Genomic DNA, 20608 nt, shown 5'->3' on the forward strand with positions numbered 1-20608 from the left:
GATTCAGCACCGAACATACTACGTTCGTCACGTTTTCCATAAGGCAACTAAAGGGGAAACTCTGCGAAACCGACTGGTTCAACGCGATAAGGCGGCCAGCAACGTTTTCGCACAGCAACCCCTTACAAGCCGGAGCAGGATTGCGAGTATATCGGTCGGTAGACTCCGCGACGACCATCCGGTTCTCATTTCGACCGTCAAATACGCGCCTCTATGTGCTTTTTCGAACAATTTGCTATGGTGCCGAACCTGCCCGAGCCACAGCCAGCGTTGTTGTGGCGGCAGATCCGACTATAAGAGAAGACCTTGCCATGACCACAGCGCCCTCGAGCATCGCGCAGCCGGACCAACCCGCACGACCCTTGACCCGCAATGACTACAAGACTCTGTCGCTATCGGCCCTGGGCGGTGCGCTGGAGTTCTACGATTTCATCATTTTCGTGTTCTTTGCCACCGTGGTCGGCAAATTGTTCTTCCCCGCCGACATGCCCGAGTGGCTGCGCCTGATGCAGACCTTCGGCATCTTTGCCGCCGGCTACCTCGCGCGGCCGCTGGGCGGGATCGTGATGGCGCACTTCGGCGACCTGCTGGGGCGCAAGAAGATGTTCACCCTGAGCATCTTCATGATGGCCGTGCCGACCCTGATCATGGGCCTGCTGCCGACCTATGCGCAGATCGGCATGTGGGCGCCGATCCTGCTGCTGTTGATGCGCGTGATCCAGGGCGCGGCGATTGGCGGTGAAGTGCCGGGGGCATGGGTCTTCGTTTCCGAACACGTGCCCGGAAAGCATGTCGGCTATGCCTGCGGCACCCTGACCAGCGGCCTGACGGCGGGCATCCTGCTGGGTTCGCTGGTCGCCACCGCGATCAACAGCATTTATACGCCGGTGGAAGTTTCGGATTACGCCTGGCGGATTCCGTTCCTGCTCGGCGGCGTGTTTGGCCTGTTCTCGGTCTACCTGCGCCGCTGGCTGCACGAAACCCCGGTATTCGCCGAACTGCAACAGCGCAAGGCCCTGGCCGAAGAAGTGCCGCTGCGCGCAGTGCTGCGTGACCATCGTGGCGCCATCGCAGTCTCGATGCTGCTGACCTGGTTGCTGTCCGCCGGCATCGTCGTGGTGATCCTGATGACCCCGACCGTGCTGCAGACGGTCTATCACTTCTCGCCGACGATGGCGCTGCAATCCAACAGCCTGGCCATCGTCTTCCTGAGCCTGGGCTGCATCATTTCCGGCGCGCTGGCAGATCGCTTCGGTGCTGGTCGCGTGTTCGTGTTCGGCTGCCTGGGTTTGCTAGCCAGCTCATGGACTTTCTATCACAGCCTCGCCGATCACCCGGACTGGCTGTTCCCGCTGTATGCGCTGACCGGCTTCCTGGTCGGCACCATCGGCGCGGTGCCGTACGTGATGGTCAAGGCGTTCCCGCCGGTGGTGCGCTTCAGCGGTCTGTCCTTCTCTTATAACGTCGCCTACGCGATTTTCGGCGGCCTGACCCCGATGGTGGTCAGCCTGCTGCTGAAAGAAAGTGCGATGGGGCCTGCCTATTACGTGGCGGTGCTGTGCGGGATGGGGATCCTGGTCGGCGCCTGGCTGTGGAGCAAGGGTCGGTAATTCATCCCACACGTCCGGTTACATCTGAAAGGCCAGCCTTCCGACAGGGATGCTGGCCTTTCATCCAATTGTCATATTTCAGCCATAGAGTGTTCACACGGCCTGCTGATACTTGGCCCCGACTTAACACCCCCTATCTGCTAGGAGTAAGGCATGAAACTGAAGCGTTTGATGGCGGCAATGACTTTTGTCGCTGCTGGCGTTGCGACCGCCAACGCGTTCGCCGCTGTTGACCCGTCGATCCCGAGCTACACCAAGACCACTGGTGTGTCGGGCAACCTGTCCAGCGTCGGCTCCGATACCCTGGCCAACCTCATGACCTTGTGGGCCGAGAACTACAAAAAAGAATACCCGAACGTAAACATCCAGATTCAGGCCGCTGGCTCCGCCACCGCGCCACCTGCGCTGACCGAAGGCACCTCCAACCTGGGCCCGATGAGCCGCAAAATGAAGGACACCGAACTGGCGGCCTTCGAACAGAAATACGGCTACAAGCCAACCGCTATCCCGGTTGCCGTGGACGCCCTGGCTGTCTTCGTACACAAGGACAACCCGATCCAGCACCTGACCATGGAACAGGTTGACGCAATCTTCTCGTCCACCCGTCTGTGCGGCGCCAAAGCCGAAGTCAAAACCTGGGGCGACCTGGGCGTGACCGGCGACCTGGCCAACAAGCCGGTTCAACTGTTCGGCCGTAACTCGGTATCCGGCACCTACGGCTACTTCAAGGAAGAAGCCCTGTGCAAAGGCGACTACAAGCCTAACGTCAACGAACAACCAGGTTCGGCTTCGGTCGTGCAGTCGATCAGCTCCTCGCTGAACGGCATCGGTTACTCGGGCATCGGCTACAAGACCGCCAGCGTGAAAACCGTTGCTCTGTCGAAGAAAGGCAGCACCGAGTTCATCGAAGACAGCGAAGAAAACGCCCTGAACGGCAAGTACCCACTGTCCCGCTTCCTGTACGTTTACGTGAACAAGGCCCCGAACAAGCCTCTGGCCCCGCTGGAAGCCGAGTTCGTGAAACTGGTTCTGTCGAAACAAGGCCAGGAAGTGGTAGTGAAAGACGGCTACATCCCACTGCCGGCCAAGGTTGCTGCAAAAGCACTGGCTGACCTGGGTCTGCAGGAAGGCGGCGCTGAAGTCGCAAAAAAGTAACAAACTGAGTCAGGGGTGAACCCCGCCTGACTCCCGTGTGGGGCCCGGCCCGCAAGCGGCCCGGCCCCCACACTCCCCGAATTCTTTTATCCACTGCCAGTGCCCTGCTGGCGGCGGATTTGGTGCGTCACTGCATTGTCATCTTTCTGTCATACAGGATCGCTAGGGTGTGCGCATGAATGATCTGGCCAATTCCAAAATGACTACGAACCCTCCCAAGCGCATTGATTTCAATACGCCTGAGTTGCAACGCAAGCGCCGCATTCGCGCGCTCAAGGATCGCTTCACCCGTTGGTACGTCCTCGTCGGCGGTCTGGCGGTGCTGGCAGCCATCACCCTGATCTTCTTCTTCCTCGCCTACGTCGTCGCGCCCCTGTTCAAGGGTGCCGAACTGACCGCGAAAGACGCCATCACCCCGGCCTGGATGCAGGACGCCGGCAAGCCACTGATGATTTCGCTCGAAGAGCAGAATCAGGTGGCCATGCGCGTTTCCGACAAGGGCCAGGCGCTGTTCTTCGATATCGACAGTGGCGCTGAATTGAAGCGCGTCGATCTGCCGTTGCCGGCAGGCGCCAGTGTGACCTCCATCGGTGAAGACCAGCCGGGCCATCCGCTGGTGGTCGTGGGCCTGTCCAACGGTCAGGCGCTGGTGTTCCGTCACACTTATAAAGTCAGCTACCCGGAAGGCAAGAAAACCATCACCCCGGCGATCGAGTTCCCGTACGGCGAAGCGCCGATTGCGTTGAACGAGAGCGGCGGTGCGCTGGAGCACGTCAGCCTCAACGCCACCGACTCGACCCTGATGCTGGTCGGCTCCACCGGTTCGCAACTCAATGTGCTGTCGCTGACCAGCGAAGAAAACATGATGACCGGCGAAGTCACCAACGAGCAGAAGCGTATCGATCTGCCGCAGATGACCGAGCCTGTGAAAAACATCTTCGTCGACCCGCGCCAGCAATGGCTGTACGTGGTCAACGGTCGCGCCCAGGCCGACGTGTTCAGCCTGCGCGACAAGAGCCTCAACGGTCGCTACAAACTGCTGGAAAACGCTGACGCGCAAGTCACTGCCGCCACTCAACTGGTGGGTGGCATCTCGCTGATCGTCGGTGACTCCACCGGCGGCCTGGCCCAGTGGTTCATGGCCCGTGACACCGATGGCGAACTGCGCCTGAAGCAGATCCGCACCTTCCAGATGGGCAAGACGCCGATCGTTGAAATCACCGCCGAAGAGCGCCGCAAGGGCTTCGTTGCCCTGGATGCTTCCGGCAAGCTCGGCGTGTTTCACAGCACCGCGCACCGCACCTTGCTGGTCGATCAGGTGGTCGAAGGCCAGGGCCTGTTCGGTCTGTCGCCACGGGCCAACCGTGTGATCGTCGAAGCCGGCGGCAAGCTGCAACCGCTGCTGCTCGACAACCCGCACCCGGAAGTGTCGTGGAGCGCGCTGTGGAGCAAGGTCTGGTACGAGAACTACGACGAACCTAAATACGTCTGGCAATCGACCGCCGCCAACACCGATTTCGAACCGAAACTGAGTCTGTCGCCACTGACCTTCGGCACTCTGAAAGCCGCGTTCTACGCGATGCTGCTGGCTGCACCGCTGGCGGTTGCCGCGGCGATCTACACCGCGTACTTCATGGCCCCGGGCATGCGCCGCAAGGTCAAGCCGGTGATCGAATTGATGGAAGCGATGCCGACGGTGATCCTCGGCTTCTTTGCCGGCCTGTTCCTCGCGCCGTATGTGGAAGGGCATCTGCCGGGCATCTTCAGCCTGCTGATGCTGCTGCCGATCGGCATCCTGGTGGCCGGTTTCACCTTCAGCCGCCTGCCTGAATCGATCCGCCTGAAAGTCCCGGACGGCTGGGAAAGTGCACTGTTGATCCCGGTGATCCTGTTCGTGGGCTGGCTGTCGCTGTACATGAGCCCGTTCATGGAGAACTGGTTCTTCGGCGGTGACATGCGCATGTGGATTTCCCACGACCTGGGCATCACCTACGACCAGCGCAACGCACTGGTGGTCGGTCTGGCCATGGGCTTCGCGGTGATCCCGAACATCTACTCGATCGCCGAAGACGCCGTGTTCAGCGTGCCGCGGGGCCTGACCCTGGGCTCGCTGGCCCTCGGTGCCACGCCGTGGCAGACCATGACTCGTGTAGTGATCCTGACCGCCAGCCCGGGCATCTTCTCGGCCCTGATGATCGGCATGGGCCGTGCAGTCGGCGAGACCATGATCGTGCTGATGGCCACCGGCAACACCCCGGTCATGGAAATGAACCTGTTCGAAGGCCTGCGCACCCTGGCGGCCAACGTCGCGGTGGAAATGCCGGAGTCGGAAGTCGGCGGCAGCCACTACCGCGTGCTGTTCCTCTCGGCGCTGGTGCTGCTGTTGTTCACCTTCGTCATGAACACCCTCGCGGAACTGATTCGTCAGCGTCTGCGCAAGAAATACTCGTCGCTTTAAGAAAGGTAGAAGTCTGTGAAACAGAACTCCCTGAATGGATGGTTCAAGAGCGGCGCCCCGGGCGTCTGGATCAGCGGTGGCGCGGTGTCCATCGCGGTCATCATGACCATTGGCCTGCTGGCGGTGATTGCCGTGCGCGGTCTGGGTCACTTCTGGCCGGCGGACCTGATCCACGCCAGCTACAACGTCCCGGGCCAGGGCAATCACCTGGTCATCGGCGAAGTGGTGCAGAAGGAAGAAGTGCCCCGCGCACGCCTGAAGAGCGCCGGCTTGCCGGTGCCTGACCAGGGCCCGGAATTCATGACCCGCGAGCTGATCAAGGTCGGCAACCGGGACCTGAACGGCAACGACTTCACCTGGATCGTCGGCGAGTGGCTGACCGACCAGAAGAACCCGCCGGAGCTGATGGCGCTGGAGCGTCGTGAGTGGGGCAACTTCTACGGCTACCTGGTCAACGTCAAACAGGACGGCAAGGTCATCGCCGAAGGCGAAGCGGCCTGGCCCGAGCTGCAGGCGCGAATCAACCGTGTGAACGGCCTCGCCGCGCAGCTCAAGACCCTGGAAAAAACCGACATCGGCGCGATCAACGCCGGTCTCGAGCGCATCCGTCTGCACGGTCGCAAGCTGGAACTGGAAGGCAAGCTCGACGCCACTGCGCAAGCGGACATGGACGCCGAACGTGCCGAGCTGAACGCCCGCTATCAGGACGTCGAAGCCCGCCTGGCCGATCTGCACGCGCAGTTCAACCGCGACGCCCTGACTGCTCGCGATGCCAACGGCAAGGAAATCGAAATCGGCCTGGGCAAAGTGGTTCACGCTTACCAGCCGAACGCCATGGGCACCTTCACCAAGGTCGGATTCTACTTCAGCAAGGTCTGGGAATTCCTGTCCGACGACCCGCGTGAAGCGAACACCGAAGGCGGGATTTTCCCGGCGATCTTCGGCACCGTGATGATGACCCTGATCATGGCGATGATCGTGACCCCGTTCGGCGTGCTGGCGGCGGTGTACCTGCGTGAATACGCCAAGCAGAACACCCTGACCCGGGTGATCCGGATCGCGGTGAACAACCTGGCGGGTGTTCCGGCCATTGTTTACGGCGTGTTCGGTCTGGGCTTCTTCGTCTATGTGCTGGGTGGCTCGCTCGACCGTCTGTTCTTCCCGGAAGCGCTGCCGGCACCGACCTTCGGTACACCGGGTCTGCTCTGGGCTTCGTTGACCCTGGCGCTGCTGGCGGTGCCGGTGGTGATCGTGGCCACCGAAGAAGGTCTGGCGCGCATCCCGCGTACCGTGCGTGAAGGCTCGCTGGCCCTCGGCGCGACCAAGGCTGAAACCCTGTGGAAGATCGTTCTGCCGATGGCCAGTCCGGCGATGATGACCGGCATGATCCTCGCCGTGGCCCGTGCCGCCGGTGAAGTGGCGCCGCTGATGCTGGTGGGTGTGGTGAAACTGGCGCCGTCGCTGCCCGTGGATGGCAACTACCCGTACCTGCACCTGGACCAGAAGATCATGCACCTGGGCTTCCACATCTACGACGTCGGTTTCCAGAGCCCGAACGTCGAAGCCGCACGACCGCTGGTGTACGCCACCGCGTTGCTGCTGGTGCTGGTGATTGCCGTGCTCAACCTGTCGGCAGTGTGGATTCGTAACCACCTGCGCGAAAAATACAAAGCATTGGATAGCTGATTTCCTGTGGGAGCGGGCTTGCTCGCGAAAGCGGTGGGTCAGGCAGCATTGATGTTGAATGTGCCGACCTCTTCGCGAGCAAGCCCGCTCCCACACTAGATTGCGTACAGCCGCACCATGCGGCAAACCGAACCGAATTTGTTAGCACAGGGGATCTCCCATGCAGCACGAAACACATACCCACGGCATCAACATGTCTGCCCTGGGCCGCGACAAGCAGAGCCTGAACCTCGAACAGGAAACCGTGGCCATCGAAGTGCCGGGCCTGAGCCTGTTCTACGGCGAGAAACAAGCGCTGTACGACGTCAGCATGAACATCCCGAAACAGCGCGTGACCGCCTTCATCGGCCCGTCCGGCTGCGGCAAGTCCACGCTGCTGCGTACCTTCAACCGCATGAACGACCTGGTGGACGGCTGCCGCGTCGAAGGCGCGATCAACCTGTACGGCAACAACATCTACCGCAAGGGCGAAGACGTGGCCGAGCTGCGTCGCCGGGTCGGCATGGTATTCCAGAAGCCTAACCCGTTCCCGAAGACCATCTATGAAAACGTGGTCTACGGCCTGCGCATCCAGGGCATCAACAAGAAGCGCATCCTCGATGAAGCCGTCGAGTGGGCACTGAAGGGCGCGGCCCTGTGGGACGAAGTGAAAGACCGTCTGCATGACTCGGCACTCGGCCTGTCCGGTGGTCAGCAGCAGCGTCTGGTGATCGCCCGTACCATCGCCGTGGAACCGGAAGTGTTGCTGCTCGACGAACCGTGCTCGGCCCTCGACCCGATCTCGACCCTGAAAGTCGAAGAGCTGATCTACGAGCTCAAATCCAAGTTCACCATCGTCATCGTGACCCACAACATGCAGCAGGCGGCGCGGGTGTCCGACTACACGGCGTTCATGTACATGGGCAAACTGGTGGAATTCGGCGACACCGATACCCTGTTCACCAATCCGGCCAAGAAGCAGACCGAAGACTACATCACCGGTCGTTACGGCTAGCAGACGCTGGTTGTCGCTCACTGAATTGACGCTCGCACCTTACCGGACGCTCCAAGGACGCCAACATGATTAGTAAAGAAGGCCTTACCCATCACATTTCCGCGCAGTTCAACGCCGAACTGGAAGAAGTGCGCAGCCACCTGCTGGCCATGGGCGGGCTGGTCGAGAAACAGGTCAACGACGCGGTCACCGCGCTGATCGAGGCCGACTCGGGCCTGGCCCAGCAAGTGCGCGAGATCGACGACCAGATCAACCAGATGGAACGCAACATCGACGAAGAATGCCTGCGCATTCTGGCCCGTCGTCAGCCGGCGGCGTCCGACCTGCGTCTGATCATCAGCATCTCCAAGTCGGTGATCGACCTGGAGCGTATCGGTGACGAAGCGACCAAGATCGCCCGTCGTGCGATCCAGCTGTGCGAAGAAGGTGAAGCACCGCGCGGTTATGTCGAAGTGCGTCACATCGGCGACCAGGTGCGCAACATGGTCCGCGATGCGCTGGACGCGTTTGCCCGCTTCGACGCCGATCTGGCGCTGTCGGTGGCGCAGTACGACAAGATCATCGACCGCGAATACAAGACCGCCCTGCGCGAGCTGGCGACCTACATGATGGAAGACCCGCGCTCTATCTCGCGGGTCTTGAGCATCATCTGGGTGCTGCGTTCGCTGGAGCGGATCGGAGACCACGCGCGCAACATCTCGGAGCTGGTGATCTACCTGGTGCGCGGCACCGACGTGCGTCACATGGGCCTCAAGCGCATGAAGGAAGAAGTTGAAGGAACAAGCGGCGAAACCGCTAATGTTCCGGGCGATGCTGACGATAAGTAAGATTGCCTGAGAAAAGCGCCCGGCCCTTTGGCCGGGCGTTTTTGTTTCTGCTTTTCATAGGCAGAACCGAATTAAAAAGCAGCACCCGCGAACGAAAAGTCCCGGCGTGACTGAAGAGTTTTGGCAATGTGCCATCAGCCAGCGTTATGCTTGCCGGGATTTTAATAGGGGTGTTGGATGAGCAAGATCAGTGTGTTGGTCGTGGACGATGCATCGTTCATTCGTGACCTGGTGAAAAAGTGCCTGCGAAATTACTTCCCGGGGATCCGCACCGAGGACGCCGTCAACGGTAAAAAAGCCCAGGCCATGCTGGCCAAGGAAGCTTTCGACCTGGTGCTGTGCGACTGGGAAATGCCGGAAATGTCCGGTCTCGAACTGCTGACCTGGTGCCGTGAGCAGGACAACCTCAAGACCATGCCGTTCATCATGGTCACCAGCCGTGGCGACAAGGAAAACGTGGTGCAGGCGATTCAGGCCGGCGTTTCCGGCTACGTCAGCAAACCGTTCACCAACGAGCAGTTGCTGACCAAGGTCAAGCAGGCCCTGAACAAGGTGGGCAAGCTCGACACCCTGATGAACAGCGCCCCGACCAAGTTGAACTCGGCGTTCGGCAACGACTCCCTGAGCGCACTGACCGGCGGCAAGGCTGCAGTGGTCGGCTCCGCGCCGTCTGCGCCTGCGGCCAATCCGTTTGCCAAGCCTGCCGCTGCCGCCCCGGCACCTGCCGCCGCGCCACAGCGTGGCCTGCTCAACAGCCCGCCGGTGAAAGCCCCGGCAGCCTCTGCTGCTCCGGCCAGTGGTCGTGGCCAGGGCCAGTTGCGCCTGCCAAGTGGCACCCAGCAATGCGTGATCAAGGCCCTGAGCATCAAGGAAGCGCTGCTGGTAGTGAAGCGCACCGACACCCTGCCGCAGATCCTCGACAGCGCCGTGCTTGATCTGGAGCAGGGCGACAACGCCGAAATCGCCCGCCTCAACGGTTACCTGCACGCCGTCGTTGCCCATGAGCCGAAACCCGACAGCGACTGGTTGCAACTGACCTTCCGCTTCGTCGACCAGGACGCGCAGAAGCTCGACTACATCTCCCGCCTGATCGCTCGCGGCACGGCGCAGAAGCACTTCGTTCCGGGCGCGTAAGCGTCGCGGGAAAAAGAAGACCGCCGCCTAACACAGGCTGCGGTCTTTTTTCATGCTGTGCCAAATTTGAAACATCTGTCGACTAGCCTGGTCTGCTTCAGCTGCTAGGCTCATTTCCAGGCCTTACTCGACAGAACTTTTGCCCATGCCCCTGCGCCTGCTGTTTTTCTGTGGTCTGTTCATGGCCTCCACCTCGACCGTGGCCATGACGATTTACAAATCCACCGATGCCAACGGAGTGGTTTCGTACAGCGACCGTCCGAGCAAAGGCTCCCAGGTGTTCGTGTTTCAGGACCGGATGGTCGAGAGGCTCGAGCGTCAGGTCTATCTCGACATCAAGAAGCAGAAGGGCACCGACGTAGTGTTCGTGCGCAACGACCTGTATGCACCGGTGGAGGTCGCACTGGCGTTCACCGGGATGAGTAACGTGCGTGGCGCGCCAACGGAAACGATCCGCCGGGTGCTGCCGGCGCGCAGCAACACGCGGCTGGCGTTGCTGACGGCGGTGTCCGGCGGCAAACCGTTGGTTTATACGCCGCAGTTCCAGTATTCCCTCGGCGACCCCGCTGGCGCCGCCCAGAGCTATCGCTATCCGTTTCCGTGGCGGGGCGGCCCCTTCCGCCTGAGTCAGGGCGCCAACGGCGACTACAGCCACTACGGGCCGAAGAACAAGTACGCGATGGACATCGCCATGCCGGTGGGCACGCCGATCATCGCGGCGCGGGCCGGGGTGGTGGTGAAGATCGAGAACTCGCAGAACGGGCGCGGCACCGATCCTTCCGGCAATTTCGTGCGGGTGCTGCACGACGACGGCACGATGGGTGTGTACCTGCACCTCAAGCAAGGGTCGGTGAGTGTGCGGGAGGGGCAGCGTGTGGCGGTGGGCAGTCCGCTGGCGCTGTCCGGCAACACCGGCAACAGCAGCGGCCCGCACCTGCACTTCGTGGTACAGCGCAATACCGGAGGGGGGCTGGTGTCGATTCCGTATCAGTTCAACCAGCCGCTGGGGGCGTTGCCCAACTTTGCGTTGGGCAAGCGGTAATCCCCGTCAGTCGAGCATCAGCACCTTGGCCAGAATGATCTTCGGGCCTTTCATCTTCTTGATGATGATGCGCAGGCCTTCGACTTCCAGTACTTCTTCCTCTTCCGGTACCCGTTTCAGGGTTTCGTAGATCAGCCCGGCGAGGGTTTCGGCTTCGATGTGGTCCAGGTCGATACCCAGCAGGCGCTCGACCTTGAACAGCGGCGTATCGCCCCGCACCAGCAGTTTGCCCGGCTGGTAGGCGAGGATGCCGCGCTCGGCCTTGCGGTGTTCGTCCTGGATGTCGCCGACCAGCACTTCCAGCACGTCTTCCATGGTCAGGTAGCCGATGATGTTGCCGTCGGCCTCTTCGACCACGGCGAAGTGCGAGCCGCCCTTGCGGAACTGCTCAAGCAGCTGCGACAGCGGCATGTGCCGCGACACGCGCTCCAGCGGGCGGGTCAGTTCGGCGAGGTTGAACGACTCGGGAATGTGGTCCAGCGCCGCCAGTTCCAGCAGCAGGTCCTTGATGTGCAGCAGGCCGACGAACTCCTTGCGCTCGCTGTCGTACACCGGATAGCGGCTGAACTTGTGGCGACGGAACATCGCCAGGATTTCTTTCAGCGGTGCGTTGAACTCGAGGGTGATCAGGTCTTCACGGGAGTTGGCCCAGTCGACCACTTCCAGTTCGCCCATTTCCACCGCCGAGGCCAGCACGCGCATGCCCTGGTCGCTCGGGTCCTGGCCACGGCTGGAGTGCAGGATCAGTTTCAGTTCTTCACGGCTGTAATGGTGCTCGTGATGAGGGCCGGGTTCACCCTGGCCAGCAATGCGCAGGATGGTATTGGCGCTGGCGTTGAGCAGGTAGATCGCCGGGTACATCGCCCAGTAGAACAGGTACAGCGGCACCGCCGTCCACAGCGACAGCAGCTCGGGTTTGCGGATCGCCCAGGACTTGGGGGCGAGCTCACCGACCACGATGTGCAGGTAGGAAATGATGAAGAACGCGGTAAAGAACGAGATGCCTTTGACCACTTCCGCCGACTGCACGCCGACCGCGCTCAGCAGCGGCTCGAGAATGTGCGCGAACGCCGGCTCACCGACCCAGCCCAGGCCGAGGGAGGCGAGGGTGATACCGAGCTGGCACGCCGAGAGGTACGCATCGAGCTGACTGTGCACCGTGCGCAGGATGTGCCCGCGCCAGCCGTGCTGCTCAGCGATGGCTTCGACCCGGGTCGAGCGCAGTTTGACCATGGCGAATTCCGCCGCAACGAAGAAGCCGTTGAGCAGAACCAGGATCAGAGCGAAAAGAATCATGCCGAAATCGGCGAATATTGTTGCGAGGGACAAGCCAGGGGAAGGGTCCATGATGGAGTTTTGCGGGTTCCGTGTGATTCGTAAGAGAGAAGAAATCGCGCCTGAAAGGCAGGCGCAAGTCAGCCAATGTAGCGGCTGACCTGGCGATTGCCTAGTCCGGCATTACTCAGCGGCGCTGATGAGCCGTGCCTGGGCGACCTGCGCCGGGGCGAAATGGCAGGTGAACGTGCTGCCGTGACCGGGCACGCTGCTGATTTCCATCCGCGCGCGGTGGCGCAACAACACGTGTTTGACGATGGCCAGGCCCAGGCCCGTGCCGCCGGTGTTGGAGTTGCGGCTGGAGTCGACACGGTAGAAGCGTTCGGTCAGGCGCGGCAGGTGTTTGCTGTCGATGCCGATCCCGGAATCCTGCACGCTCAGGTGTGCGCCCTGATCGTCGCCCCACCAGCGGATGCGGATATTGCCTTCGGCCGGGGTGTATTTGACGGCGTTGAACACCAGGTTGGAAAACGCGCTGCGCAGTTCCGCCTCGCTGCCCTTGAGCAGGATGCTGGCGTCGGCTTCCAGGGTGATTTTCTGATTCTTCGACCCCGAGAGCTGCTGTGCATCGCTCTTGATCGACTGCAACAGGGTGTCGATGTGCACCGGCTGGTTGTCCGACGGGTAATCGGTGGCTTCCAGTTTGGCCAGCAGCAACAAGTCGTTGAGCAGGGTCTGCATGCGTCCGCCCTGTTGCTGCATCTGCTGCAGGGCGCGGCTCCAGCGCGGGTTCACTTCCTCGACGTTGTCGAGCAGGGTTTCCAGATAGCCACAGATCACCGTCAGCGGGGTGCGCAGCTCATGGGAGACGTTGGCGATGAAGTCTTTGCGCATCTGTTCCAGCTGATGGATGCGCGTGACGTCGCGCACCAGCATCAAGTGTTCGTTGTTGCCGTAGCGCGTGAGGTACATCTGGATGCGCACGCGGTCGTTGGTCGGCGAGGGGATTTCCAGCGGCTCGGCGTAGTTTTCCTGCTCGAAGTATTCCTTGAAGCGCGGATGGCGGACCAGGTTGGTCACGGGTTGGCCGCTGTCTTGCGGGGTCTTGAGGCCGAGCAGGGTTTCGGCGGCGCGGTTCCACCATTCCAGGTTGCCGTCGCTGTCGAGCATGATCACCGCGTCTTTTAGCGCGGCGGTGGACTCCTGAACGCGGTCGATCACCGCTTGCAGGCGTCCGCGTACCCGCTGGTCGCGGCGTTGCAGGTGGTAGATGCTGTCGAACACCTCACCCCACAGGCCGTAGCCGTCGGGCGGGGCTTCATCGGGTTGGTGCAGGCGCAGCCATTCGTGAAGGCGCAGCAGTTGCTTGAGCGTCCAGGCCAGGTACAGGCCCAGTCCCGCCGCGAGGCTCCAGCCGTAGTAGCCGGTGATCAGGCCGATCACCAGGCAGCCGGTGACCAGCAACAGCATGTGGCGAATCAGGGTGCCATGCCAGTTTTGATTCACGGGAAATACGGTCCTTGTCAGCGAGTCTGGCGGTCGGCTCAGGCCTTGGTAGAGAACCGATAGCCGGTGCCGCGCACGGTTTGTACCAGATTTTCGTAGGCGTCGCCGAGGGCCTTGCGCAGGCGCCGGATGTGCACGTCGACTGTGCGCTCTTCAACATAGACGTTGCCGCCCCAGACCTGGTCCAGCAACTGGCCACGGGTGTAGGCGCGTTCCTGGTGGGTCATGAAGAATTGCAGCAGACGGTATTCGGTCGGGCCCATTTCGGCTGGACGGCCATCGATGGTCACGCGGTGGCTGATCGGGTCGAGCAGCAGGCCGCCGACTTCGATCGGCGCTTCGCCATCGGTCGGGCCGGCGCGGCGCAGCACAGCCTTGAGGCGTGCCACCAGTTCGCGTGGGGAAAACGGTTTGGTGATGTAGTCGTCGGCGCCGACTTCCAGGCCCTGGATCTTGTTGTCCTCTTCGCCCTTGGCGGTGAGCATGATGATCGGGATGTCCCCGGTCAGTTCGTCACGCTTGAGGCGGCGGGCCAGCTCGATGCCGGAGGTGCCGGGCAGCATCCAGTCGAGCAGGATCAGGTCCGGCTTGCGGTCGACGATAATGGCGTGCGCCTGCTGCGAGTTCTCTGCCTCGAGGCAGTCATAGCCGGCCATTTCCAACGCAACGGCGATCATTTCGCGAATGGGCGCTTCGTCGTCGACGATCAGAATGCTCCTGCCAACCATGCCTTAATCCTCTTGTCATTTAACTGTCTTGCGCCGCATTAGATAACGGAATTATTGCAGTCGTGTGACAGTATTTTAGTCCAGCGGCGATTGTGCAAATCCTGAACTAAGCTCTAAGTCCGAATCCTGACAACCACAAAAGAAGGTTTCCATGACTCAAATGACTGCTTCCTTTAAAGCTCTGCTGATGGCTGCTGCCGTGACGCTGCCCGGCCTTGCGATGGCCGCTGAACCGGCGATGATGAAAGACGGCATGATGGTCGATCACAAAGGCATGACCGTTTACACGTTCGACAAGGACGCTGGCGGCAAGTCGATGTGCAATGACAAGTGCGCCGACAACTGGCCTCCGATGATGGCGCCGGCCGGTGCGAAGGCGGAAGGCAAGTGGACGGTGATCAAGCGCGACGACGGCAAGATGCAGTACGCCTACGACGGCAAGCCGCTGTATACCTTCAAGATGGACGCCAAGCCGGGTGACATGATGGGCGACGGCAAGATGGACGCGTGGCACGTGGTTCACGAGCACAAGTAAGCCATCGCCAGTGAAACAGCATCGCGGCCCGCCGGCATTGCCTCGGGCCGCGATGCGTTGAGGTCAGCGCAACGCGTAATCCAGCACGATCCCGACGAAGATCGCCAGACCGGCCCAATGGTTGTGCAGGAACGCCTTGAAGCAACGCATCCGGTCCCGATCGCGGGTGTACCAGAACTCCCACGCATAGCACCCGGCCGCCACCAGCAGGCCGAGGTGGAACCACGTCCCCAACTCGAACTTCGTCCCGGCCAGCAACAGGCAGCCCAGTGACAGGGCCTGCAAGGTCAGGATGATCACCCGGTCCGCCTCGCCGAACAGGATCGCCGTGGATTTCACGCCGATCTTCAGGTCATCGTCGCGGTCGGTCATTGCGTAATAAGTGTCGTAGCCCACCGTCCACAGCAGATTGGCGATCCACAGCAGCCAGGCCGTCGCCGGCAGCTCACCGGTCTCGGCGGTGAACGCCATCGGCATGCCCCAGGAAAACGCCGCACCCAGCACCACTTGCGGGTAATAGGTGTAGCGCTTCATGAACGGGTAAGTGAACGCCAGCGCCAGGCCACCCAGCGACAGCCAGATCGTCGCGGCGTTGGTGCACAGCACCAGCAGGAAACTCACACCCATCAGCAGGGCGAAGAACACCAGTGCCTCTTTCGAACTGATCCGGCCGGCGGCCAGCGGGCGTTCGGCGGTGCGCTTCACATGGCCGTCGACCTTGCGGTCGGCCCAGTCGTTGATCACGCAGCCGCCGGCACGGGTCAGCACCACGCCGAGGACGAAAATCACGACGTTGGCCAGCGACGGCGAACCTTTGCCGGCAATCCACAGCGCCCAGAGCGTTGGCCACAGCAGCAGATAGATGCCGATCGGCTTGTCCATGCGGGTCAGCTGGATGAAGTCCCAGGCGCGCGGGTTCAGGCGATTCAGGGATTTGAGCAGGCTTTGATACATCAGCAGTTCTCCGGACGGGCGCGGACGGCTTCCCACAGCGTAGGCAGGAAAATCTCCGCCACCAGTACGCTCAAGGCACCACGGTCGAAACGCGAACGACGACCCCACAACCCGGGAGCCCGGGAATGCTCGGGCAGCCAGTGTTCCGGGTAATGGCAGACTTCTATGGCGCGGCGCTGAAACGCGTGATCGCAGAACAGCAGTTCGCCCAGTGAGCGGCTGCCCAACTCATCCATATGCAAGCCGTCGCCCTGCAAGGCACTGCGCGACGCCACGCTGCGGGCGAACACCCAGGCCTCACCATGACCGCGCAGATACACCTCGCGCACCCAGCCTTCGCTGCCTTCGGCCAGGTCCAGCGCCGCGCATTCGTCGTCGCGCAGGGTCTGCCAGCCTTCGAACAGCGGCGTGACGCTGAAGCCGTCATCGGACAGGCGGGTCAGACGGCGGGTCAGGGAGCCTTCGTCGAACAGCCAGTCGAGCGTGGACGTGTCGGGGAGGGGTGTCAGGTGGCTTTGCGGGCGCCACAACGGGGCGTTTTTGAGTTGCACAATGAGTCATTATTGGCAGCAAATGAGGCGGCGAGCTTACCATGGCGCACCGCGAATTTGATTGATCCGGGCCGCCATTGCGCCGAACAGGCTTGCATCTGGCCGGTACCATCAGTACAAAACGCCCTGAGCCGGATGGCAGTGCTGCACCATCGACCGTCCGCGCCGGCTAAAGCCTGAATCCTGAGGAAGTACCTGAATGAAAAAGTGGCAATGTGTGGTCTGCGGCCTGATCTATAACGAAGCCGACGGCTGGCCGGATGACGGCATTGCGCCGGGCACCCTGTGGCAGGACGTGCCGGAAGACTGGCTGTGCCCGGACTGCGGCGTCGGCAAGATGGACTTCGAAATGATCGAAATCAACTGAGAAAACACTGAGGAGTAGGGCATGAGCGCACCTGTCGTAATCGTTGGCACCGGGCTTGCGGGTTACAACCTGGCCCGCGAGTTTCGCAAACTCGATGGCGAAACCCCGCTGCTGCTGATTACCGCCGATGACGGTCGTTCCTACTCCAAGCCGATGCTGTCCACCGGTTTCGGCAAGAACAAGGACGCCGACGGCCTGAGCATGGCCGAACCGGGCGCCATGGCCGAGCAGTTGAAGGCCGAGATCCGCACCCACACCCGCATCAGCGGCATCGATCCGGGCCACAAGCGCCTGTGGATCGGTGAGGAAGCAGTGAGCTATCGCGACCTGATCCTCGCCTGGGGCGCCGAAACCGTGCGTGTGCCGATAGAAGGCGATGGCGGGGATCTGGTATTCCCGATCAACGATCTCGAAGACTACGCACGTTTTCGCGCGGCGGCGGCAGGCAAGCGTCGGGTGTTGCTGCTTGGCGCCGGTCTGATCGGCTGCGAGTTCGCCAACGATCTGATTCTCGGCGGCTACGAGGTGCAACTGGTAGCGCCGTGCGAGCAGGTGATGCCGACCCTGTTGCATCCGTCCGCTGCCGCAGCGGTGCAGGCCGGGCTGGAAAGCCTGGGTGCGCGTTTCCACCTCGGCCCGGTGTTGACCCGCCTGCAAAAAGTTGCCGATGGACTGGAAGCCCACTTGTCCGACGGTCAGGTCATCCCGTGCGATGTGGTGGTGTCGGCCATTGGCCTGCGCCCACGGATCGATCTGGCAGCGGCTGCCGGCATCCAGACCAACCGCGGTGTGGTGGTCGACCGTCATCTGCAAACCTCTCACGCCAATATTTACGCCCTGGGCGACTGCGCCGAGGTCGAGGGGCTGAATCTTCTGTACGTCATGCCCCTCATGAGTTGTGCGCGAGCGCTGGCACAGACCCTGGCCGGCAACCCGACCGTGGTGAACTACGGACCGATGCCGATCACCGTGAAAACCCCGGTCTGCCCGCTGGTGGTTTCGCCGCCGCCACGGGGCCGCGAAGGCGTCTGGACCGTCGAAGGGCAGGGCGCCGACGTCAAGGCGCTGTGTCACGACGCGCAAGGGCAATTGCTCGGTTACGCCCTGACCGGCGCGGCGGTGATGGAAAAACTCGCGCTGAACAAACAGCTTCCGGCCTTGCTGGCGTAAATACCGGTCGTTCTGTCGGAATCACCCCGCTTTTGCCCCCACAAAGGTCGCGGGGAGACTGGCGCCGCCCTTATCCGCGTGCCATTCTCACTCCCGTCTGCCGCAGAGTAGAGCCTGCGGCGCCTTGGGCGCTGTTCCAACGAGAGCAGCACGGACATAACAACAAAAAACCGACTCAAAGGGGCTTCACTAATGCGTAAACCAGAACTCGCCGCTGCAATCGCTGAAAAAGCGGATCTGACCAAAGAGCAGGCCAACCGCGTTCTCAATGCCGTCCTCGAAGAAATCACCGGCGCCCTGCACCGCAAGGACAGCGTCACGCTCGTCGGCTTCGGCACCTTCCTGCAACGCCATCGCGGTGCCCGCACCGGTAAAAACCCGCAAACCGGTGAACCCGTCAAAATCAAGGCCAGCAACACTGTTGCGTTCAAGCCGGGCAAGTCGTTGAAAGACAGCGTCAATCCATAATTACGGCGCATCCCTGAATAGCGGGGAGAACCGTAATAAAAAATGGGCACACCGATTGCGGTCGGGTGCCCATTTTTTGTGTCTGGAGAATCCCGAGGCCGCAGGTTCTCTTCTGGCCTTCATTGATGTATCGATCGAGCTTTCTTTGTCTTGATATGCATACGTTATAAGTCATTATCCTTGTTATTGTCTAGATATCTAGGCGTTGCTGATGTTTCATGTATCGTAGGTATTGCTTAAATCCAATGTCTTTAAATTGAGACATAAGGTTCGTTTCGTTCGTTATTGACCAGATATACGTACGCAGGGTTGGCGTTGGCTTTCATGCAGGTCGACCCTTCTGCAATGTCTAGTATTGAATACACACACTTCGTGAATTGCACATTCGCTCCAGGAATTCAGACACTATGCGCCTCCAAGCCATGACCGACGATGCGATTGCCAGTGCCATTGGTGCCCGGCTCCAGGAATTGCGCCTGAAGAAAAATCTCAGCCAGGAGCATGTCGCCAGGGAGGCCGGCATCAGCCGCCAGACCCTGATCAATCTTCTCCATGGCAAAGGCACTCTGGTGAATCTGCTGGCCGTGCTGCGTGTCATCGGCGAGCTGGAAAGAGCGGCCTCGCTCGTGGAGCCCGTTCGACCGAGCCCGTTGCAGGTAATCAAGATGGCCGGAACCCGGCGTATGCGGGCAACCGGCACGCGGGTGGTGGGCAAGGCCTCGGCGGGGAGTGCAGGCGAGCCAGTGTCCGGCAGCGAAGTCAAAAAGGAGGTTGATTGGTGATTACGGCAAAGGTCTATCTCTTCGAGCGGTTTGTCGGGGGGCTGCTCTGGGATGAGGGAACCCGGCTGGGTTTGTTCGAATACGATCCTGAATTCGTCAAGACCGGTATCGAAATCTCACCTATCCATATGCCATTGGCCGCCAATCAGACATACGCCTTTCCCGGCCTGAACCGGGAAACCTATAAGGGCCTTCCGGCCATCCTGGCGGACTCCTTGCCGGACGATTTCGGTAACGCACTGATCGATGCCTGGCTCGCCAAGGAGGGCCGTGACAAAGCGACGTTCACCCCGGTTGAAAGGGTCCTGTATCAGGGTTCGCGCGGAATGGGCGGGCTCGAATACCGGCCCGCTCTCAGCGGTTCTGTAAATGCCAGCGAACGTATTCAGATTGATGCGCTGGTAGAGCTCGCCAGCGAAGTGCTCTCGCAACGGGAAAGCCTGGCCGATCGCCTCGCCCATCACGACACCGAGGTCGATGACGAGGCACTGAAGCGTTTGATCCAGGTCGGTACCAGCGCTGGCGGTGCCCGGGCCAAAGCGGTTATCGCGATGAATGCGGCTGGCGAGATCCGCTCGGGGCAAGTCAGGGCGCCAAAAGGGTTTTCCTATTGGCTGCTGAAGTTCGACGTTGCCAAGAACACCGACGTCCTGGCCGATTCGCAAGGCTTCGGCCGCGTGGAGTACGCCTATTCGCTCATGGCCAAAGCTGCCGGCATTACCATGAGCCCGTGTGAATTGCTGGAAGAGGGTGGTCGCGCGCACTTTCTGACCAAACGCTTTGATCGTACCGATGATGGAGAAAAGATCCACATGGCCACTCTGTGTGCCATGGATCATGCCGACTACAAACAGCCGGGCGGCTACTCCTACGAGGAGGCGTTCGGGGTCATGCGGGTTCTTGGTTTGCCGCGCCGTGACGCCGTAGAGTACTTCCGCCGCATGGTTTTCAATGTGGTGGGCCGCAATCAGGATGACCACACCAAGAACACCAGCTTCCTGATGGATCGGGCAGGCACCTGGTCTCTTTCCCCGGCCTATGACGTTTCCTGGTCGTACCAGCCCGGCAGCTTTTGGGTGGCTACCCACCAGATGACGATCAACGGCAAGCGCGACAACTTCGAACTAGCGGACCTGGAGGCGGTGGCCGGACAGATCCGGGGCATCGACGCGCCGGCCATCATCAAGGAGGTTTGCGCGGCGGTTAAACGCTGGCGCGAAATAGCCGGGTCCGTAGGCGTTGCCCCGCGATTGATCGAAGAGATCGAGAAGACGCATCGTCTCTATCTCGGTGAGGCATTTGTCTGATCAGGTAGAGAAGAAGTACCGGGTCATGTGAAAGAAAATCGGTGCAGCGAAGCTGATCG

At 61.1% G+C, this 20608-nt stretch carries 19 protein-coding genes; 14 read left to right on the forward strand and 5 right to left on the reverse strand.

Going from position 1 to position 20608, the window contains the following annotated elements:
• The first annotated feature begins 311 nt into the window (after positions 1-311).
• The 8 genes from OQ248_RS11050 (at position 312) to OQ248_RS11085 (ending at position 10906) form a co-directional block, all read left to right on the forward strand.
• Positions 312-1610 (forward strand): MFS transporter, encoded by a 1299-nt coding sequence (locus OQ248_RS11050; RefSeq protein ID WP_119426847.1) that lies wholly within the window; start codon positions 312-314, stop codon positions 1608-1610.
• A 153-nt stretch (positions 1611-1763) separates the two neighbouring features.
• Positions 1764-2765, forward strand: coding sequence for a phosphate ABC transporter substrate-binding protein PstS (locus tag OQ248_RS11055; protein WP_248742417.1), 1002 nt, complete (start codon positions 1764-1766; stop codon positions 2763-2765).
• A gap of 175 nt (positions 2766-2940) precedes the next feature.
• The gene (locus OQ248_RS11060; protein WP_265812849.1) at positions 2941-5223 is read left to right on the forward strand and encodes an ABC transporter permease subunit; all 2283 of its coding nucleotides are present in this window, start codon (positions 2941-2943) and stop codon (positions 5221-5223) included.
• 15 nt (positions 5224-5238) lie between these two features.
• The gene (gene pstA, locus OQ248_RS11065) at positions 5239-6909 is read left to right on the forward strand and encodes a phosphate ABC transporter permease PstA (protein ID WP_114886409.1); all 1671 of its coding nucleotides are present in this window, start codon (positions 5239-5241) and stop codon (positions 6907-6909) included.
• A gap of 160 nt (positions 6910-7069) precedes the next feature.
• The gene (gene pstB / locus OQ248_RS11070; RefSeq protein WP_065258233.1) at positions 7070-7903 is read left to right on the forward strand and encodes a phosphate ABC transporter ATP-binding protein PstB; all 834 of its coding nucleotides are present in this window, start codon (positions 7070-7072) and stop codon (positions 7901-7903) included.
• Positions 7904-7968: 65 nt separating this feature from the next.
• Positions 7969-8730: a phosphate signaling complex protein PhoU gene (phoU, locus tag OQ248_RS11075; RefSeq protein ID WP_007954334.1), complete on the forward strand. Its 762-nt coding sequence runs from the start codon at positions 7969-7971 to the stop codon at positions 8728-8730.
• Between the two features lie 177 nt (positions 8731-8907).
• Complete coding sequence (locus tag OQ248_RS11080) at positions 8908-9864, forward strand: response regulator (RefSeq protein ID WP_265812850.1); 957 nt, start codon at positions 8908-8910, stop codon at positions 9862-9864.
• A 145-nt stretch (positions 9865-10009) separates the two neighbouring features.
• Positions 10010-10906, forward strand: coding sequence for a M23 family metallopeptidase (locus tag OQ248_RS11085; RefSeq protein WP_085708818.1), 897 nt, complete (start codon positions 10010-10012; stop codon positions 10904-10906).
• 6 nt (positions 10907-10912) lie between these two features.
• Here the strand turns inward: OQ248_RS11085 and OQ248_RS11090 are convergent, their stop codons facing one another.
• The 3 genes from OQ248_RS11090 to phoB form a co-directional block, all read right to left on the reverse strand.
• Positions 10913-12253 (reverse strand): hemolysin family protein, encoded by a 1341-nt coding sequence (locus OQ248_RS11090; RefSeq protein WP_007954342.1) that lies wholly within the window; start codon positions 12251-12253, stop codon positions 10913-10915.
• 111 nt (positions 12254-12364) lie between these two features.
• Positions 12365-13651 (reverse strand): phosphate regulon sensor histidine kinase PhoR, encoded by a 1287-nt coding sequence (gene phoR / locus OQ248_RS11095; protein WP_240789170.1) that lies wholly within the window; start codon positions 13649-13651, stop codon positions 12365-12367.
• 74 nt (positions 13652-13725) lie between these two features.
• The gene (gene phoB / locus OQ248_RS11100; RefSeq protein ID WP_003229608.1) at positions 13726-14415 is read right to left on the reverse strand and encodes a phosphate regulon transcriptional regulator PhoB; all 690 of its coding nucleotides are present in this window, start codon (positions 14413-14415) and stop codon (positions 13726-13728) included.
• 151 nt (positions 14416-14566) lie between these two features.
• Between phoB and OQ248_RS11105 the strand changes: the two genes are divergently transcribed.
• On the forward strand, positions 14567-14950 hold the full coding sequence (locus tag OQ248_RS11105; RefSeq protein WP_085708820.1) for a hypothetical protein: 384 nt from the start codon (positions 14567-14569) through the stop codon (positions 14948-14950).
• 63 nt (positions 14951-15013) lie between these two features.
• Here OQ248_RS11105 and ubiA read toward each other — a convergent pair whose 3' ends face one another.
• Both ubiA and OQ248_RS11115 read right to left on the reverse strand, forming a co-directional pair.
• Positions 15014-15904, reverse strand: coding sequence for a 4-hydroxybenzoate octaprenyltransferase (gene ubiA / locus OQ248_RS11110; RefSeq protein ID WP_265812851.1), 891 nt, complete (start codon positions 15902-15904; stop codon positions 15014-15016).
• The gene (locus tag OQ248_RS11115) at positions 15904-16455 is read right to left on the reverse strand and encodes a chorismate lyase (RefSeq protein WP_265812852.1); all 552 of its coding nucleotides are present in this window, start codon (positions 16453-16455) and stop codon (positions 15904-15906) included. The genes ubiA and OQ248_RS11115 overlap by 1 nt, the downstream gene beginning before the upstream one ends.
• Before the next feature lie 199 nt (positions 16456-16654).
• On the opposite strand from OQ248_RS11115, the gene OQ248_RS11120 reads away from it, so the two are divergent.
• The 5 genes from OQ248_RS11120 to OQ248_RS11140 all read left to right on the forward strand — a co-directional run bounded on the left by OQ248_RS11120 (position 16655) and on the right by OQ248_RS11140 (position 20549).
• Positions 16655-16822: a rubredoxin gene (locus OQ248_RS11120; protein WP_007954349.1), complete on the forward strand. Its 168-nt coding sequence runs from the start codon at positions 16655-16657 to the stop codon at positions 16820-16822.
• A gap of 21 nt (positions 16823-16843) precedes the next feature.
• The gene (locus OQ248_RS11125; protein ID WP_265812853.1) at positions 16844-17992 is read left to right on the forward strand and encodes an FAD-dependent oxidoreductase; all 1149 of its coding nucleotides are present in this window, start codon (positions 16844-16846) and stop codon (positions 17990-17992) included.
• Positions 17993-18184: 192 nt separating this feature from the next.
• A complete protein-coding gene (locus OQ248_RS11130; protein WP_003213368.1) occupies positions 18185-18460 on the forward strand; it encodes an HU family DNA-binding protein in 276 nt (91 codons plus the stop codon).
• A gap of 407 nt (positions 18461-18867) precedes the next feature.
• Positions 18868-19242, forward strand: a complete 375-nt coding sequence (locus OQ248_RS11135; protein ID WP_265812854.1) for a helix-turn-helix transcriptional regulator — start codon at positions 18868-18870, stop codon at positions 19240-19242.
• On the forward strand, positions 19239-20549 hold the full coding sequence (locus OQ248_RS11140) for a type II toxin-antitoxin system HipA family toxin (protein ID WP_265812855.1): 1311 nt from the start codon (positions 19239-19241) through the stop codon (positions 20547-20549). Before OQ248_RS11135 ends, OQ248_RS11140 begins: the two co-directional genes overlap by 4 nt.
• Positions 20550-20608: the final 59 nt, after the last annotated feature.

The sequence above is a fragment of the Pseudomonas sp. COW5 genome (assembly GCF_026240005.1).
GTDB classification, from domain to species: Bacteria; Pseudomonadota; Gammaproteobacteria; order Pseudomonadales; family Pseudomonadaceae; genus Aquipseudomonas; species Aquipseudomonas kribbensis.